13 protein-coding genes are annotated in these 15,280 nt (G+C 70.2%); 8 read left to right on the top strand and 5 right to left on the bottom strand.

All coding sequences use genetic code 11. The features are described 5' to 3' along the window. Nucleotides 1–7: 7 nt before the first annotated feature. Both tolA and tolB read left to right on the top strand, forming a co-directional pair. A complete protein-coding gene (gene tolA / locus LPC10_RS24185) occupies nt 8–1,417 on the top strand; it encodes a cell envelope integrity protein TolA (RefSeq protein WP_231344784.1) in 1,410 nt (469 codons plus the stop codon). A gap of 74 nt (nt 1,418–1,491) precedes the next feature. Beyond that, nucleotides 1,492–2,832: a Tol-Pal system beta propeller repeat protein TolB gene (gene tolB / locus LPC10_RS24180; protein WP_231344783.1), complete on the top strand. Its 1,341-nt coding sequence runs from the start codon at nt 1,492–1,494 to the stop codon at nt 2,830–2,832. Nucleotides 2,833–3,866: 1,034 nt separating this feature from the next. Here tolB and LPC10_RS24175 read toward each other — a convergent pair. Further along, nucleotides 3,867–4,502, bottom strand: a complete 636-nt coding sequence (locus tag LPC10_RS24175; protein WP_231344782.1) for a glutathione S-transferase N-terminal domain-containing protein — start codon at nt 4,500–4,502, stop codon at nt 3,867–3,869. 198 nt (nt 4,503–4,700) lie between these two features. Here LPC10_RS24175 and LPC10_RS24170 point away from each other — a divergent pair, with 198 nt between their 5' ends. From LPC10_RS24170 to gltX, 6 genes are all read left to right on the top strand, one after another. After that, the gene (locus tag LPC10_RS24170) at nt 4,701–4,982 is read left to right on the top strand and encodes a hypothetical protein (RefSeq protein WP_231344781.1); all 282 of its coding nucleotides are present in this window, start codon (nt 4,701–4,703) and stop codon (nt 4,980–4,982) included. Nucleotides 4,983–5,219: 237 nt separating this feature from the next. Beyond that, nucleotides 5,220–5,654: a DUF4345 domain-containing protein gene (locus tag LPC10_RS24165; protein WP_231344779.1), complete on the top strand. Its 435-nt coding sequence runs from the start codon at nt 5,220–5,222 to the stop codon at nt 5,652–5,654. Further along, nucleotides 5,651–7,687: an FUSC family protein gene (locus LPC10_RS24160; RefSeq protein WP_231344778.1), complete on the top strand. Its 2,037-nt coding sequence runs from the start codon at nt 5,651–5,653 to the stop codon at nt 7,685–7,687. The genes LPC10_RS24165 and LPC10_RS24160 overlap by 4 nt, the downstream gene beginning before the upstream one ends. 8 nt (nt 7,688–7,695) lie before the next feature. Then, nucleotides 7,696–7,890, top strand: a complete 195-nt coding sequence (locus LPC10_RS24155) for a DUF1656 domain-containing protein (RefSeq protein ID WP_231344777.1) — start codon at nt 7,696–7,698, stop codon at nt 7,888–7,890. Then, nucleotides 7,887–8,966, top strand: coding sequence for an HlyD family secretion protein (locus LPC10_RS24150; protein ID WP_231344776.1), 1,080 nt, complete (start codon nt 7,887–7,889; stop codon nt 8,964–8,966). The genes LPC10_RS24155 and LPC10_RS24150 overlap by 4 nt, the downstream gene beginning before the upstream one ends. Nucleotides 8,967–9,022: 56 nt before the next feature. After that, nucleotides 9,023–10,372 (top strand): glutamate--tRNA ligase, encoded by a 1,350-nt coding sequence (gene gltX, locus LPC10_RS24145; protein WP_231344775.1) that lies wholly within the window; start codon nt 9,023–9,025, stop codon nt 10,370–10,372. On the opposite strand, the gene LPC10_RS24140 is transcribed toward gltX, so the two are convergent. The 4 genes from LPC10_RS24140 to LPC10_RS24125 all read right to left on the bottom strand — a co-directional run bounded on the left by LPC10_RS24140 (nt 10,369) and on the right by LPC10_RS24125 (nt 15,210). After that, nucleotides 10,369–11,148 (bottom strand): class I SAM-dependent methyltransferase, encoded by a 780-nt coding sequence (locus LPC10_RS24140; protein ID WP_231344774.1) that lies wholly within the window; start codon nt 11,146–11,148, stop codon nt 10,369–10,371. The two genes, gltX and LPC10_RS24140, sit on opposite strands and share 4 nt — an antisense overlap. After that, on the bottom strand, nt 11,145–11,633 hold the full coding sequence (locus tag LPC10_RS24135) for a VOC family protein (protein ID WP_231344773.1): 489 nt from the start codon (nt 11,631–11,633) through the stop codon (nt 11,145–11,147). The genes LPC10_RS24140 and LPC10_RS24135 overlap by 4 nt, the downstream gene beginning before the upstream one ends. Before the next feature lie 180 nt (nt 11,634–11,813). Next, on the bottom strand, nt 11,814–13,037 hold the full coding sequence (locus tag LPC10_RS24130) for an MFS transporter (protein ID WP_231344772.1): 1,224 nt from the start codon (nt 13,035–13,037) through the stop codon (nt 11,814–11,816). Between the two features lie 76 nt (nt 13,038–13,113). After that, entirely contained in the window at nt 13,114–15,210 is a 2,097-nt protein-coding gene (locus LPC10_RS24125; protein ID WP_231344771.1) for an OmpA family protein, read from the bottom strand. Between the last annotated feature and the right edge of the window lie 70 nt (nt 15,211–15,280).

Below are 15,280 nucleotides of genomic sequence, written 5' to 3'. Positions count from 1 at the left end.
GGCAGAAGTGGCTCTGCGCTGGCCCAACTCTCTCTCAGAGTCTCTCCGGAACCGTGAGCCGGGCGTCTGGATCTCCGCCGGGGCACACGCGGCCGTGCTGGGCCTCGCGCTGTTCGCGGTCGCAGCCCCGGCGCTGCCCGACGCGCAGGAGGGTGTGCCGGTCGAAGTGCTGACCGAGCAGCAATTCTCGGAGATGACCCGCGGCGAGCGCAATGCCGAGAAGCCGCAGAAGAATCCGAACCGGGCCGACCGTGTCTCCGAAAAGATGGAGGAGCGTGAGCCCGAGAACGCGAAGACCGACGCGCCGGCCGCGCCCACCCGCACCGCCGAGACCAAGCTCGCCGCCGTCGATGCGATGCCGCTGCGCGCCGACACCGCGGACCCGGTGAAGGAGGAGGCCGAGGCCGCCGCCGCCAAGGCGGAAGCCGCCAAAGCCGAGGCGGAGAAGGCCGCTGCCGCCAAGGCCGCCGAGACGAAGGCCAAGGCGGAGGCCAAGGCGAAAGCGGAGGCCGCGGCCAAGGCCGACGCTGCTAAGGCGGCCGAGGCAAAGGCGGCCGAAGCCAAGGCCGCCGCCGCGAAGGCGGAGGCCGAGAAGCGCGAGGAACTGCAGAAGCTGGTCGAGCGCGAGCAGGCGGAGGCCGAGGCCGCCGCCAAGGCTGCGGAGAAGGCCGCCGAGGCGAAGGCCAAGGCGCGCGCGGAAGCCAAGGCGAAGGCGGACGCCAAGGCCAAGGCCGAGGCCAAAGCGGAGGCAGAGGCGCAGGCCAAGGCGGAAGCCGAAGCGAAGGCGAAGGCTGAAGCGGCGGCGAAAGCCGCGGCGGAAGCTGAGCACCGCAAGCAGGTCGCCGAGGCCAAGGCCAAGGCGGAAGCCGAGGCGAAGGCCAAGGCCGAGGCCGCCGCGAAAGCCAAGGCGAAGGCAATGGCCGAAGCCAAAGCGAAGGCCGATGCCGAGGCCAAGGCGCGCCAGCAGGCCGAACTCGCCAACAGGACCAGCCCCGGCGACAGCCGCGAGACCCATACCCGTACGGCCTCGCAATCGACCGGCTCCACCGGCCGCGAAGTGCAGCGCACGGCCTCGCTCGGCACGTCGACCGGTACCGCGCAGAAGCTCTCGCCCTCTTTGCGCGACGCCCTGGTCGGCATGCTGCAGCAGCAGATCGAGCGGTGCTACTCGGCGCCGCCCGGCGCGACGCAGGGCGTGGTGCTGCCGATGCTCGACATCCGCCTCAACCCGGACGGTTCGCTCACGGCCGAGCCGCGGGTGATGCGCGCCGGAAACAACTCGGTCGATCAGTCAATCGCCCAGGCCGCGCTGCGGGCGGTGCGGCGCTGCGCGCCCTACAAGATCCCGGCCCAGTACGCGCCCTATTACAACGACTGGAAGGCTATCAACGCCGAGTTCGAGTTCTCGCCCGTGTGATCCGCCCGCGCCGATCACACCGCGTCATCGCGGCCTTCCCCTTCCGCATTCCCTGACCGACCTGGACTTGTCCCATGCCTGGAACAGCCTTCACCCGGCGCACCCTCCTGCCGGCGCTCACGGCCGCGCTCGGCGTCCTCGCCCTGGCGCTTCCCGCTGCGACTCCGGCGCAGGCGCAGCTCCAGCTCCGCATCGGCAGCGGCGCCTTCCAGCCGATGCCGATCGCGATCGCCGATTTCGCCGGTGACGCCAGCCTCGGCACGCTGGTGGCCAACGTCATCACCAACAACCTGCGCCGCTCCGGCTACTTCACGCCGCTGGAGAAGGGGCGTTTCCCTGAGAATCCGAGCTTCGACGCGGCGCCGAATTTCGAGGCCTGGAAGGGCGCGGGCGTCCAGGCGCTGGTGACCGGCCGGGTCGGACGCGACGCCTCGGGCCGGCTGACCGTCGCCTTCCGCCTGTGGGACGTAGCCTCGGGCCAGCAGATCACCGGACAGCAATACGGCACCGACGTCGCGAATGCTCGCCGCACCGGCCACCTCGTGTCAGACGCGGTCTACACCAAGGTCACCGGCCTCGGGCCCTGGTTCGACAGCCGCGTCGCCTATGTCGATGAATCCGGCCCGAAGGAGAACCGCCGCAAGCGCCTGATGGTGATGGATCAGGACGGGGCCAACGTGCGTGCACTGACCGGCGGCGGCGACGTTTCGGTGGTGGCGCCGCGCTACTCGCCGGCGGGGCAGGAGATCGCCTTCATGACCCAGGCGCAGGGCCAGCAGCCCAAGGTGCAGATGATAGACCTGGAAACCGGCAAGCGCCAGACGGTCGGCAACTTCGCTTCGATGAGCGCCAGCCCGCGCTTCTCGCCGGACGGGCGCCGCCTCGTGATGAGCGTGCAGCAGGGCGGCAATGCCGACATCGTCACCGTCGATCTCGCTTCAAAGGCGCAGACGCCGGTGACCCAGGGGCTCGCGATCGATACCTCGCCGAGCTATTCGCCCGACGGCAGCCAGATCGTGTTCGAATCCGACCGCGGCGGTTCGCAGCAGATCTACGTGATGGGCGCCGACGGCTCGAACCCGCGCCGGCTCTCCTTCGGCGAAGGCTCGGCCTCGCAGCCGGCCTGGTCGCCGCGCGGCGACCTCATCGCCTTTACCCGGCAGCGCAAGGGCGGCTTCGCCATCTGCGTGATGAAGCCCGACGGCTCGGGTGAGCGGGTGCTGACGGAGGGTTTCCACAACGAGAGCCCGACCTTTGCGCCGAACGGCCAGTACGTGATGTTCTTCCGCGATCCGGGCGGGCAGGGCGGCGGCAAGCTCTACATGGTCGACATCACCGGCAAGGTGGAGCAGCCGGTGCCGACCCCGTCCTTCGCCTCTGACCCGACCTGGTCGCCGCTTCTCTCGGGCAAGTGATCCGACCCGAAGCGGCCGGGCTCATCCCCACGAGGCCGGCCGCGAAACCCGTCGACGGATGACGCCGGCGCCGGCGACCCTGAATGCGCATCCGCTCCAGGCCTCTTTCGACCAGGCTGCTACGGACGGTCCGTCCCTCCGCAGGCTGAGGTGCAAAATGCTGAGGTGCCAAGCGCAAGCTCGGCCTCGAAACACGCCGGAACGGCGATCTCGTGATATCGATCGCTCGGGGAAGCGTCGCGGCGTGCTTCGAGGCTGCCGCCGCAGCACCTCAGCACGAGGAGCGTTGTGAAAGCCGCAACAGGTCGGCCGGCACGCCCCGATATCTCTTCGCCAGCACGATCGCCCGATCACCCATGGCGAAATTCGCGCGAGCCTCAACGGCCAGCACGGTGAAGGTCTTCCCGCTTGCAATAAAAACCGCGGCGGAAGCGGTCCAAAGGTGGGGCTGATGCGTGTTCGAAGTCGCGCCGTATAGGCCGCTTCTGCGCCCCTGGGGATCCGCTTCCGTCCGGTGTTCGTGGCGGGCCGCTAAGTCCGAGACCGAACGGGTTCTCAGGCTATCGTTGCGGCTTGACGCTGCGGTGGAGTCATCCCTGTCTCCTCCAGCTTTCGCCAACAAACCGTGCGCGGACCAGCGGTTTCTTGGCCGATGTGCTTGCGAATGCGAAGCACGCAGAGAGACTGCGTCCGTATTGGCAGGTCGTCAAGCGGAAATCTGCTGCCAAGCCGACTGTTTTTTGTCGGCACGAATGCTTGAATGGCAAAATCGTTCGCCGGCAACGGCTTACGTCGGGCGATGGCAAAAGTCCCGTGCGCATCGTGCAGGAAACAGGCCGTGCCGAAGCGGGAGTGTCTCAACGCACGTCTTCGCGGCGGAGCCGGACGATGCCCCGAGCAGCAGAAGGGCAGGGGCCCAGGCACAAAGCAGCATGGTTCGTCGGGGGAAACGGTGAGCCACGCCCTCGCTGCTGATCCCCCCGGCAGACGCGCCGGCCCGCGGTAGGACCCGTTCCGGTCCCGGCGCGTTCGGATCAGATCGCGGCGAGGTCGCGCTGCACCGCCGGACGGGCGAGGAGCGTTTCGAGCCAGCGCCGCACGTTCGGGTGCCCGTCGAGTTCGATGCCCTGCTTGCCGTGGAACTTGGCCCAGGTCAGAGCAGCGATGTCGGCGATCGAGTACGTGTCGGCGAGATATTCATGCGCCGAGAGCCGGCGGTCGAGGACGCCGTAGAGGCGCTTGGCCTCCTCCGTGAACCGGTCGATGGCGTAGGGGATCTTGTCCTGCGCGTAGATGCGAAAATGGTGGGCCTGCCCGAGCATCGGGCCGAGCCCGCCGACCTGCCAGAACAGCCACTCGTCCACCGCGGTGCGGGCGCGTTCGTCGCTCGGATAGAGGCAACCGGTCTTGCGCCCGAGATATTGCAGGATCGCGCCCGACTCGAACACCGAGATCGGCGTGCCGCCCGGCCCGTCCGGATCAACGATGGCTGGAATCTTGTTGTTGGGCGAGATCGCCAGGAAGTCGGGCGCCATCTGCTCGCCCTTGCCGATATTCACCGGAACGACCCGGTAGGGCAGCCCGCACTCTTCGAGCATGATCGGGATCTTCCACCCGTTCGGCGTGCTCCAGGTGTAGAGTTCGATCGGCTGCGCCGTCGTGACCGCCATGCTGGCATCCCGGGAAAGCGGGCCCGCGCCCATCCTCGGCTATGGAGGTAGCGCGGAACGGCCCGAAGGCTCAAGCCGAGGGCCAAGCTTGTCTGCAATCGTGCGCAAGTTGCAGAGAGAGCTTGCTCTTTGGCTGCCGATGCGGCTGTGATGCGGCCCACGGCGACGCTGCCGAATCCGATTCACCGGAGTTGCCTGATGCTCTCTCGTCTCCTCGCCGCCGCCGTGCTGGTTGCGCCGCTCCTTCTGGCTCAGGCCGCGTCGGCCCGAGAGGCATGGAGCGCGCCGAGCGCCAAGGAGACGACGAAGGAGCAGACGGCCAAGGAGCCGAGCGTGGCCCAATCCGCCGCGCGCGAGCGGCAGAAGAAGTGCGGTGCCGAATGGCGCGCGCTCTCGGCCACCGAGAAGGCGGCCCAGGGGCCGAAATGGCCGCAATATTACAGCAAGTGCGTCAAGCGCCTGAAGGAGCAGAAGGCCTGACGGGCTCAGAGGGCCTCTCAAAACTCCTGATCCCCAGCCGTTCTCGCTCTGGAGACGACAGCGCAGCGGGAGTTTTGTGAGAGGCATTCAAACGCCCGCTCGCATCGCTGGCGCCCGTGAACCGAACGGCGGCGGGCGTGTTGCCCCGCCGATCAGTTCTGAAACGCTCCCGAGCCGAAGCGGAGGCCGGTTCCGCACGGGAGCGCATCGAAGCGTGGACTCGAAGGCCTCACCGACATGGAGCGTGAACGCCGCATCCTGCAGCGCACGGTGGCGTTTGCCGCGGTCGTGCCGGTCCTGGCGGGCCTCTACGGCGTGCTGTTCGGCATCGACGGCATCGGTGGCGGCACACCGGTCAACGTCTCGGCCGACAGCCACTTCCGCTACCTGTCGGGCCTGCTGACCGGCATCGGCATCCTGTTCTTCACCTGCGTGCCGGGGATCGAGGACAAGTCGAGGTTGTTCCGCTTCCTCACCCTCGTCGTGGTGCTCGGCGGGCTGGCGCGGCTGCTCGGCCTCGCCCTCACGGGCGTGCCGTCATTGACCATGCTGGCGGCTCTCGCCCTCGAACTCGTCGTCACGCCGCTGCTCTGCCTGTGGCAGTTGCGGGTCGCGCGCCTCGCCCGGGATCAGAGGCAGGCTCTGGTGACGGGCACCGAGGTCGTCGGGTGAGGGGGGCGGCGCAGCGCGCCGGCGAGGCGGGTCCGGGCGAGCGCCTGCTCGATACCCTGGAGCGCTGGGTGCCGAAGCCCGCGGCCTTGGCCTTCGCCGTCCGGATCTGGCTGGCCATGATGCTGGCGCTCTATGCCGCCTTCTGGCTCCAGCTCGACAGCGCTTCCTCGGCGGCCGTCTGCGTGGCGATCCTGGCCCAGCCGAAGCGCGGCCAAGCGCTCTCGAAGGCCGGCTACCGCTTCCTCGGCACCGTCGTCGGCGGCATCGTCGGCATCGGCCTGATGGGTCTGTTCGGGCAGGATCGGGTGCTCCTGCTCCTCGGCTTCGCCTGTTGGCTCGGCCTCTGCGTCTTCGTCGCGCAGTTCCTGCAGGATACCCGCGCCTACGGGGCGATGCTCGCCGGCTACACCGTGGCGATCGTCGCGATCGCCCATATCGACGCGCCGCAGACGGTGTTCGATGCTGCCATCGGTCGCGTCGCCGCGATCGCCGTCGGCATCGTCGCGATCACCTTCATCAACGATGCGCTCGCCTCGCCGAGCACGTGGCAGGCCCTGCTGCCGCGCCTCGCCTACGCCCACGCGGCGGCCAGAGCCTTCGCCCGCGAGAGCCTGACCCAGGGCGATCCCGGCCCCGAACGCACCGCCGATCTGATCCGGCGGGTTGCGCCGATGCGGGCGGATGCGAGCGCCATCGCCGGCGAACTGGACGACGGCATCCACCGCGCCGCGGGGGCCCGCAGCGCCATCGCCGCGCTCTACGTCCTGGCCGCGGCCAGCCGCGCGCTGGCGGCGGCGCTGACGCGTGTCGACGAGACCGGCCCGCGGGTGCGCGAGGCACACGCGCTGGCTCTACGCTCGGTCTCGGAAGGCGAGGAGCCTCGTGCCGAGGCGCTCGCCCGCGACGGCGGCAGGCTGCGCGATCTCGTGGATGAGGCGATGCGCGATCCCGGCGCGTCGCTCAACGAGATTATGGCGCTTCAGCGCGCGCTGGACGTCGTTGAGGCCGCGACCTTCGCCGAAGACGGTGCGCGGGCACTGGCCGACGGCCACGCGCCTCTGCGCGATATCGCCCTGCCGACCCACCGCGACTTCCAGGTCGCCCTACGGGCGGCGTTGCGGGTGATGATCGCCTTCGGCCTCACGGCGGGGCTCTTCATCCTGCTCGGGCTGCCGCAAGCCACCTTCGCGCTCGTCCAAGTGGCGGCGACCTGCGCCCTGTCCTCGGTGACGCCCGATCCGCGCAAGTTCGCGCTCGGGGTGCTGATCGGGATGCCCCTCGCCGCCCTCTGTGCCGGGTTCGTCCTGTTCGTGATGCTCAACGGCAATCAGGGCTTTCCGCTGCTCGCGATCGCCATGGCCCCGGTCGTCTTCTTCGGCTGCCTCGTCTCTCTGCACCCACCGAGCTTCACCATCGGCTTCATCACTCTGGTGTTCACGCCGGTCCTGATGGCGCCGGACAACCCGCAATCCTACGATCCGCAAGCCTTTCTCATGAACGCGCTGCTGGTCGTCGCCGCGGCGGTGATCCTGTTCCTGACGATCCGGCTCGTCCTGCCGATCTCGGCCTCGCAGCACCGCGCCTTCGCCCTTGAGGAAGCCCGTCGCGACCTCGCCGGGGCGCTTGCGGGGGAGGGCGGCGACGCCACCACGCGCACCAGCCTCAATGCCGACCGGCTGTTCCAATTCTCGGCCTGGAATTCCGGCAGCGGTGCGGTGCGCCGGGCGAGCCTGCACCACGCCTTCGCCGTGGCGCAGTTGGAAGCTGCCGCGGCGCGGGCCCACGCGCACCTGCAGAGCTTGAGCGAGATCGGCGGCCTCGCCCCTCTGGTCGCTGAGGCACGAGAGGCGCTCGCCTCGGCCAACCCGGCGGACCTCGACCGCACGGCGCACGCCCTGATCGGCGAGGCGAAGCGCCATAACCGCCATGTACGCCTGCAACTCGCCCGCGCCGTAACCGACCTCGCGACCGCCTCGCGCGTTATGCGGCGGCACGGACGCTTCTTCCGCCGCCTCTTCCTTCCCGATTCCTGACCGCAGCCATGCAACACGACCTCACCATCGGCGGGATCCTGGTCTCGCCCTTCGTCGCCTACGCGCTGATCGCCTTCGCGCTGCTCGTGGGGCTGCGGGTCGTGTTTCGCCGGATCCGGTTCGGACGCTACGTCGCCAACGCGCCTTTGGCGGAAGCCGGGATCTATGTCTGCCTCCTCGCGATCGTGGTGGTGCTGCTGTGAAGCGCGCGGACGACGCAGGCGCCGACGACCGGAACCGGGATCAGTCCCCGCCCGACGACGTCTTCTCCGACGAGCCGCGGCGCGGGCCAGGGGCCGGCGCCAAGCGCGTTTCCGTCCGACGCCGCCACTGGGGCCGCCTGCTGCGGCTGGCCGTAACCGGCCTCATCCTCGCCTTCGCCGCAGTGGCGGCTTACGTGGTGTGGCAGTTCTACGTGACCGCCCCCTGGACCCGTGACGGGCGGGTGCGCGTGCAGGTGGTCAATCTCGCGCCGCAGGTGGCCGGCACCGTCGTCGAGCTGCGGGTCGCGGACAACCAGGAGGTCAAGAAGGGCGACGTCCTCTACGTCATCGATCCGTTCGACTATCAGGAGGCCGTGGTCTCGGCCGAGGCCGAGATCAAGAACCGCGAGGCCGACCTTTCGGTGAAGCAGGCGCAATCGGCGCGGCGCGCGGCGCTCTCCACCGTCTCGACCTCGGTCGAGGAGAAGCAGCAATTTGCCGGCACCGCCAAGATCGCTGAAGCCGCCCTGGAGACGGCCCGGTCGCAGCTCTCGCAGGCAAGGAAGAACCTGGAGCGCACGCAGGTGCGCTCGACGGTCAACGGCCGCGTGACCAACCTGCTCCTGCGGGTCGGCGACTACGCACAGACCGGCACCGCCAACATCCGGGTGATCGACACCGACTCCTTCTGGATCGATGGCTATTTCGAAGAGACCAAGATGGCCCATATCCGCCCCGGCGCCCCCGCCGAGATGGCGCTGATGGGCTACGGCGTGCCGCTGCGGGGCACGGTGGAGAGCCTGACGCTCGGCATCTCGACCGCCAATGCCGCGACGAGCACGCAGGGGCTGCCGAACGTCGATCCGGTCTATACCTGGGTACGGCTCGCCCAGCGGGTGCCGGTGCGCATCCGCATCGACCACGTGCCGCCGGAAGTGATCCTGGTCGCAGGCATGACGGCAACCGTCGTCGTCGGCGACGGGCGCGAGGGCCAACCGCTCTGGGTCGCGTCGCTGCGCGGCTGGCTCTTCGGCCGGCCGGATGGGACGCAGCCGGATAACGCGGGCAAGAACTGATGCCGCAGCGACGCGCGGACGGTGCGATGCCCACGAAAATTGGGTAAGGCGGCGGCATGGCCACTGCTCCTCTCGTCCGCTTCGCCCCCTCCCCGACCGGCTTCCTGCATATCGGCAATGCCCGGCCGGCGCTGCTGAATGCGCTGTTCGCTCGCCGCGAGGGCGGCCGCTTCCTGCTGCGGCTCGACGACACCGACCGGGAGCGCTCGACCGAGGAATTCGCGACTGCGGCGTCCGAGGATCTCGGCTGGCTCGGCATCGAACCGGACCTGTTCTTCCGCCAGAGCGATCGCACCGCCCTCTACGATGCGGCAGCGGAGCGGCTGAAGGCGGCGGGCCGGCTCTACCCCTGCTACGAGACGCCGGAGGAGCTGGACCGCCGCCGCAAGCGCCAGCTCGGCCGCGGTCTGCCGCCGCTCTACGACCGCGCGGCGCTTGCCCTGAGCGAGGCCGAGCGCGCCGCCCTGGAGGCCGAGGGCCGGCGCCCGCACTGGCGGTTCAAGCTCGATCACCGCGTCGTCGCCTGGAACGACCTCGTTCGCGGCGAGAGCCACGTCGATTGCGCGTCGCTCTCCGATCCCGTTCTGGTGCGCGCCGACGGCAGCTATCTCTACACACTCCCCTCCGTCGTGGACGATGCGGAGGTCGGCGTCACCCACGTGATCCGCGGCGAGGATCACGTCACGAATACCGGCGTGCAGGTGCAGCTCTTCGAGGCACTCGGCGCGCCGGCGCCCGCCTTCGGCCACCATAACCTGCTGACCACCGCCGACGGAGAGGGGCTGTCGAAGCGCCTCGGCCACCTCTCCCTGCGCTCCCTGCGCGAGGCCGGCTACGAGGCCGCCGCCGTGCGCTCGCTCGCGGTGCTCACCGGCTCGGCCGAGGCCGTGCGCCCGGTCGCCTCCCTCGACGAGTTGGCGAGCCTCGTCGATCTCGCCCACCTCTCGCGCGCCCCGGCCCGGTTCGACCCGGCCGAACTCGACGGGATGAATGCCCGCCTCGTCCACGATATGTCGTACGACAACGTCAGCGACCGGCTCGCTGCCCTCGGTGTCCCGACGGATCAGGCCGAAGCGTTCTGGCTCGCCGTGCGGGCCAATCTCGGCCGCGTCTCGGACGCCGCCGAATGGTGGCAGGTGGTGAACGGACCGGTCACGCCCGTGATCGCCGAGCCCGACTTCATCGCGACGGCTGCGCGCCTGCTGCCGGATGCGCCGTTCGGTGCCGACACGTGGAAGGCCTGGACCAACGCCGTGAAGGCAGCGACCGGCGCCAAGGGCCGCGCCCTGTTCATGCCGCTGCGCCTCGCGCTGACCGGCCTCGACCACGGGCCGGATCTCGCCGGATTGCTTCCGCTGATCGGGCGGGCGCGAGCGGTGCGACGGCTGGGCGGCGAGACCGCTTAATCCAAGACGCCATCGGGCTCGGCCTCGATCATCAACACGTCGAGGGTGAAACTGCCGTCGGCCTCGATTGCGAAATGCGACTGCACCGGCTCGGGGGCGCCGGACTGAAGTGTGCGGATCGCCGCGACGCTTGGCTCGGGCGTACCCATCCGCGCGACCCAGGACGGAAAGTCCATGCGCACCCGCCAGCGTTGGGCGGCGCCGGGCACGAAGCCGGCCTCCGCCAGCATCGCGCGCCACTCCGCCTCGCCATAATCGCGCACGTGGGAGGGATCGCGCAGCAGTTCCCAGGCTTGGAGATGGGTATCGAGCAGCGGAGGGCCCGGATGCACCACATCGACGAGGCCAAAGCGTCCGCCGGGTGCGAGCACCCGGTGCGCCTCCCGAAGGGCGGCGGGCACGTCGGCCCAATGGTGGGCGCTGTAGCGCGAGAGGACGCAGTCGAAACTCGCATCCGCGAAGGGCAGCGCCTCGACGCTGGCCTGCCGGGTGGTGACGTTTGTCAATCCGCGCCGCCGCGCCTCGGCCGAGACGGCGTCGAGCATGGACTGCGACAGGTCCAGGGCGGTGACGGAACGAACATGCGGGGCCACCGCGTAGGTGACGTGGCCGCCGCCGCAGCCGAGATCGAGCACGGCGGAGTGGGGGACGACACCGAAGCGGGCCAACGCCGCGAGGTCCTCGCCCGCCGCATGGACCGCGCTCGCGACATAATCGGCGGCGCGGGCGCCGAACTGACTTTCCGTGTGAGCGTCGTGGCTCAAAGTGGCGGTCACGGCGACGCTTCTCCCTCGGCGGCGCGTTCGAGGGCCGCAACATCGAGCTTCACCATGCCCTGCATGGCCGTGAAGACGCGGGCCGCCACATTCGGATCGGGATCGGCGAGGAGGCGCGGCAGCCTCTCCGGCACGATTTGCCAGGGCACGCCCCAGCGGTCGCGCAGCCAGCCGCAGGCGATCTCGGCACCGCCCTCGGCGGTGAGCGCCGACCACAGGCGATCGACCTCGGCCTGATCCCGGCAGGTGACCGAGATCGACGCCGCGGTCCCGTAATCAGCCGGCGCGCCGCCGTTCAGCGCCTGGAAACTCTGACCGCCGAGGGTGAAGACGATCAGAATCGGCTCACCGGCTTCGCCGCCTGGCCAGGGCCCCGGCGCAGACTGGACGTGAACGATGCGCGAATCGGGCACGAGGGACACATAAAGGCGCACAGCCGCCTCCGCATCCTTGGCGTACCAGAGGCAGGTGCTGACGTTGGCCATGGCGCGCTCTCCCTCTCCGCCGGCAGGATAACGGCTGCGGCCGCCGGAACTCAATCGGCGGCCTGCATGTTCGCGGGGCTCCGCACGCGGCCGGTCCCTTCTCGCCGCCCTTCCGGTTCGCTTACCGATGTCCGAAATGCCGGAGGCAGGATTGAACCGATCGCTCCGCCGGAAGCCGGATCACAGGGCCGACCCGCCGGCGGGCGGGAGCGGCGCGAGCCGCGTCAGGCGCAGCGCGATGAGGAGCGCCGCCACGTAGAGGCTGCCGAAGAACCCCGCGACGCCGGGCCAGCCGTAATGCAGGAAGAACCAGCCGCCCGCCGTGCCGAGCAGGGACGAGCCGAGATAGTACATGCAGAGATAGATCGCCGAGGCCTGCGCCCGGTCGCGGGAGGCCCGCCGCCCGACCCAGCTCGACGCCACCGAATGCGCGCCGAAGAAGCTGACCGTGACGACGACGATGCCGCCGATGATGAGGACGAGGTTGTCGGCGAGCGTGAGCGCGATCCCGCCGATGCCGAACAGGATCGCCAGCCACAGCACCTTGCGCCGCCCCAGCACCCCGGCGACATGGCCGGTGATGGCCGAACTCGCCGTACCCGCGAGGTAGACGACGAAGATCAGGCCGATCACCGTCTGGCTCAGCGAGAAGGGGGGATCGAGCAGGCGGAAGCCGATATAGTTGTAGACGCAGACGAAGCCGCCCATCAGCAGAAACGGCTCGACGAACAGCCAGGGCAGGCCGGCATCGCGGAAATGGTGGGTGAAGGTGCCGGGCACCTCGCGCCAGCGCATGCGGTGGGCGAGGAAGTGGCGGGAGGCGGGCAGGGCGAACTGAAAGGCGAGCGCGGCGAACAGCGCCAGCACGCCGATGATCCCGAGGCCCCAGCGCCAGGAGGCATGGTCGGCGATCACGCCCGCGAGCAGCCGCCCGACCATGCCGCCGAGCGCGTTGCCGCCGATAAGGAGCCCCATCGACAGGCCGATGGCGCGCCCGTGCATCTCCTCGCTGAGATAGGCCATGGCCACGGCCGGCAGGCCGCTCGCGGCGATGCCGGTGAGTGCCCGCAGCACAAGGAATCCGTGCCAGCTCGGCATCAGGACGGCGCCGATGGTGAGAAGCGCCGAGGCGAACAGCGAGGCCGCCATCACCCGCTTGCGCCCCCAGACCTCGGAGAGCGGGCTGACGATCAGCAGCGAGACCGCGAGCGTGGCGCAGGGCAGCGACAGCGCGAGGCTGCTCTCGGCCGGTGAGACGTCGAAGGTATCGTGAAAGACCGGCAGTAACGGCTGGACGCCGTAGAGCACGGCGAAGGTGGAAAACCCGGCCGCGAACAGGGCGAGCGTCGCTCGGCGGAAGGTCGGCGTCCCGGCCTCGATGAACCGGTCGCTGTCGTCCGCCATCGCCGTCCCGTGCTCTCAAGCCCACGCGTCACATCCCCCACCTGCGCCGCAGGTGGGGGAGGGTCAAGAGCGTCCGTTAACGCGGCGCCGCGGGCGGTTGTCCCTCTGCCTGCTGGAGCAGCGGGGTGATGCGGCGGACGGTGACGCGGCGGTTCTCGCGGTTCGCTTCCTGCGTGTTCACCTTCAGATATTGCTCGCCGTAGCCCTGGGTGGTGAGGTTCTCCGGCGGCACCTGGAAGTTCTGCGTGAGCACCGCGGCCACCGACTGCGCGCGGCGATCGGACAGCGAGAGGTTGTCGATGTCCGAGCCGACCGCGTCGGTGTAGCCCTCGATCAGGAAGACCTCCTGCGGGTTGTCCTTGATCGTCCGGTTGATCGCCTCCGCGATGGTCGAGAGGCGTTTGGCCTGATCGGGCGTGACCGTGAACGAGCCGGTGTCGAAGGTGATCGTGTTGATGTCCACCGAGGGCATGCGCGCGCGCAGCTGCGGGCTGTAGCGCACCTGATCCAGGGTGTAGCGCCGGTCGAGCTTCTGCACGGGCGGGGCGGAGAGCGCCTCGTAGACGGTGCGCTCGTCGGCCCCATCGTAATCGACCACATAGCGCTCGCGCGGAATGCGAATATCCGGCGGCGGCAGGTCCACCACGTCCTCGTAGATCGGCCGCGGCGCGCCGCCATAGGCGTTGTTGATGAGGATCACCTCCCGCCCGTCGCGGTAGCGACGGGACCGGCGCAGCAGCCGGCCGTCGTCGTCCACGACGGTGATGATCTGGCCGCCCGCCGGGCTATCGACGTAGCTGTAGATCTCGCCGCCGCGGCGTTCGCTGCGGTAGCCGCGCTCACCGTAGATCGTGCGGAAGCGCTCGTTCTCGTCGTGGCGGATATAGGTCGTGTCGCGGTCGCGCACGATGATGCGGCCGGGCTCGCGGTAGTAGGTGCGGCCATCGATGTCGTACTCACGGCGATCGCGGCGGATCGTGTCGTAGTCGCGCACGCGATCGTCGTCGGTGCGGAAGCCGCCGGGCACGTAGGCGGGTGTGCCGGGAACGTTGAAGCGGTCGCGGCGATCGGTCCGCCGGTCGTCGCGGCGATCGTCGTCACGGCGATCGAACCGGTCACCACGCCGGTCGTCGTCACGCCGATCACCGTCACGGCGATCATCGAGGCCGCGCTGATCCGAGCCTCTGTCGAGCTGGGTCGGCGCTGTCGAATCGGCGGGGGTGCCAGGGGGCTGAACCGGACGGCCCGGTACGCCAGGCTGCTGGTTCGGCGCCACCGGTCTGCCGGGCACGCCCGGCTGCTGGTTCGGCGCCGTGCGCCCGCCGGGAGCCTCGCGGGCGGCATCGGGCTGACCCGCCGTCGGCGGCGTCGGCTGATCCGGGCGGGCAGGCTGCTGCGCGTTCGGCGCCACCGGGCGTCCCGGAACGCCGGGCCGCTGGTTCGGCGCCGTCTCGGGCGCGGACGGATTCGGAACGGAAGGCGGCGTCGGACGGGTCGGACGCTCCGACGAAGGCGGCGTCGGCGCCTCCGGGGCTCGGCGTTGGCTCGGCGCGGCGTCGGGGCGGTCGGTGTCGCGATCGCGACCGGCGGGGCGGGCCGGACGGTCGGCGCCATCGCGGTCCGGCCGATCCGGCGCATCGCGACGGGCCGGTGCCTCGCGTTCGGGCGCTTCGCGGCGGGCGGGCGCCTCACGATCCGGGGCGCGCTCGCGGGCGGCGGGCGGGGTCGGGCGCTCGTCGGATCGATCCGGCCTCTGAGCGGGGGTCGGCGGGCGCTCGGGACGCTCCTGACGCTCGGGACGCTCTTGAGGGGCCGGCCGCTCGGGACGGGCCGGACGTTCCGCGGGCTCCGGTCGCTCGCGGCCGGCGGGCGCCTGACGCGGCTCCGGCCTCTCCGGCCGCTCAGGTCTATCTGGACGCTCGGGTCGATCCGGCCGCTCGCGTGCCGGCGGTCCGCCGCGCTCCGCGCCCCCCCGCTCGGCCGGACCAGCGCCGCCGGGCGCACCCGGACCGCCGGGGCCGCGCCCGCCGCCGCGCGGTCCCTCGCCGGCATCCTCGCGCTGTGCCAGCTCGACCCGCCCGCCATCGCCGAGCGACCGTGCTAGGGACAGATCGGACAGGACGAGCGCCGGCAAGATCGTGCCGGCCAAGAGCAGCGAGCGGGTTATCCGCATGAAGTCAGCCTCGTGAAACGCAATCGGCGGTTCCGAACACAACCGGACCGGATTGGTTCCCTATGCGCCC

Source organism: Methylorubrum sp. B1-46 (genome assembly GCF_021117295.1).
Lineage (GTDB): Bacteria > Pseudomonadota > Alphaproteobacteria > Rhizobiales > Beijerinckiaceae > Methylobacterium.
Note: the sequence above shows the minus strand (reverse complement) of the source record. Positions and strands in the feature narration are given on the sequence as shown.

What these genes read in the sequence shown, in the direction of transcription:
- gltX (WP_231344775.1), top strand. Translation starts at nt 9,023, where the DNA reads ATGGCCACTGCTCCTCTCGTCCGCTTCGCCCCCTCCCCGACCGGCTTC.
- LPC10_RS24165 (WP_231344779.1), top strand. Translation starts at nt 5,220, where the DNA reads ATGGAGCGTGAACGCCGCATCCTGCAGCGCACGGTGGCGTTTGCCGCG.
- LPC10_RS24135 (WP_231344773.1), bottom strand. Translation starts at nt 11,633, where the DNA reads ATGGCCAACGTCAGCACCTGCCTCTGGTACGCCAAGGATGCGGAGGCG.
- LPC10_RS24155 (WP_231344777.1), top strand. Translation starts at nt 7,696, where the DNA reads ATGCAACACGACCTCACCATCGGCGGGATCCTGGTCTCGCCCTTCGTC.
- LPC10_RS24170 (WP_231344781.1), top strand. Translation starts at nt 4,701, where the DNA reads ATGCTCTCTCGTCTCCTCGCCGCCGCCGTGCTGGTTGCGCCGCTCCTT.
- LPC10_RS24175 (WP_231344782.1), bottom strand. Translation starts at nt 4,502, where the DNA reads ATGGCGGTCACGACGGCGCAGCCGATCGAACTCTACACCTGGAGCACG.
- LPC10_RS24130 (WP_231344772.1), bottom strand. Translation starts at nt 13,037, where the DNA reads ATGGCGGACGACAGCGACCGGTTCATCGAGGCCGGGACGCCGACCTTC.
- tolB (WP_231344783.1), top strand. Translation starts at nt 1,492, where the DNA reads ATGCCTGGAACAGCCTTCACCCGGCGCACCCTCCTGCCGGCGCTCACG.
- LPC10_RS24125 (WP_231344771.1), bottom strand. Translation starts at nt 15,210, where the DNA reads ATGCGGATAACCCGCTCGCTGCTCTTGGCCGGCACGATCTTGCCGGCG.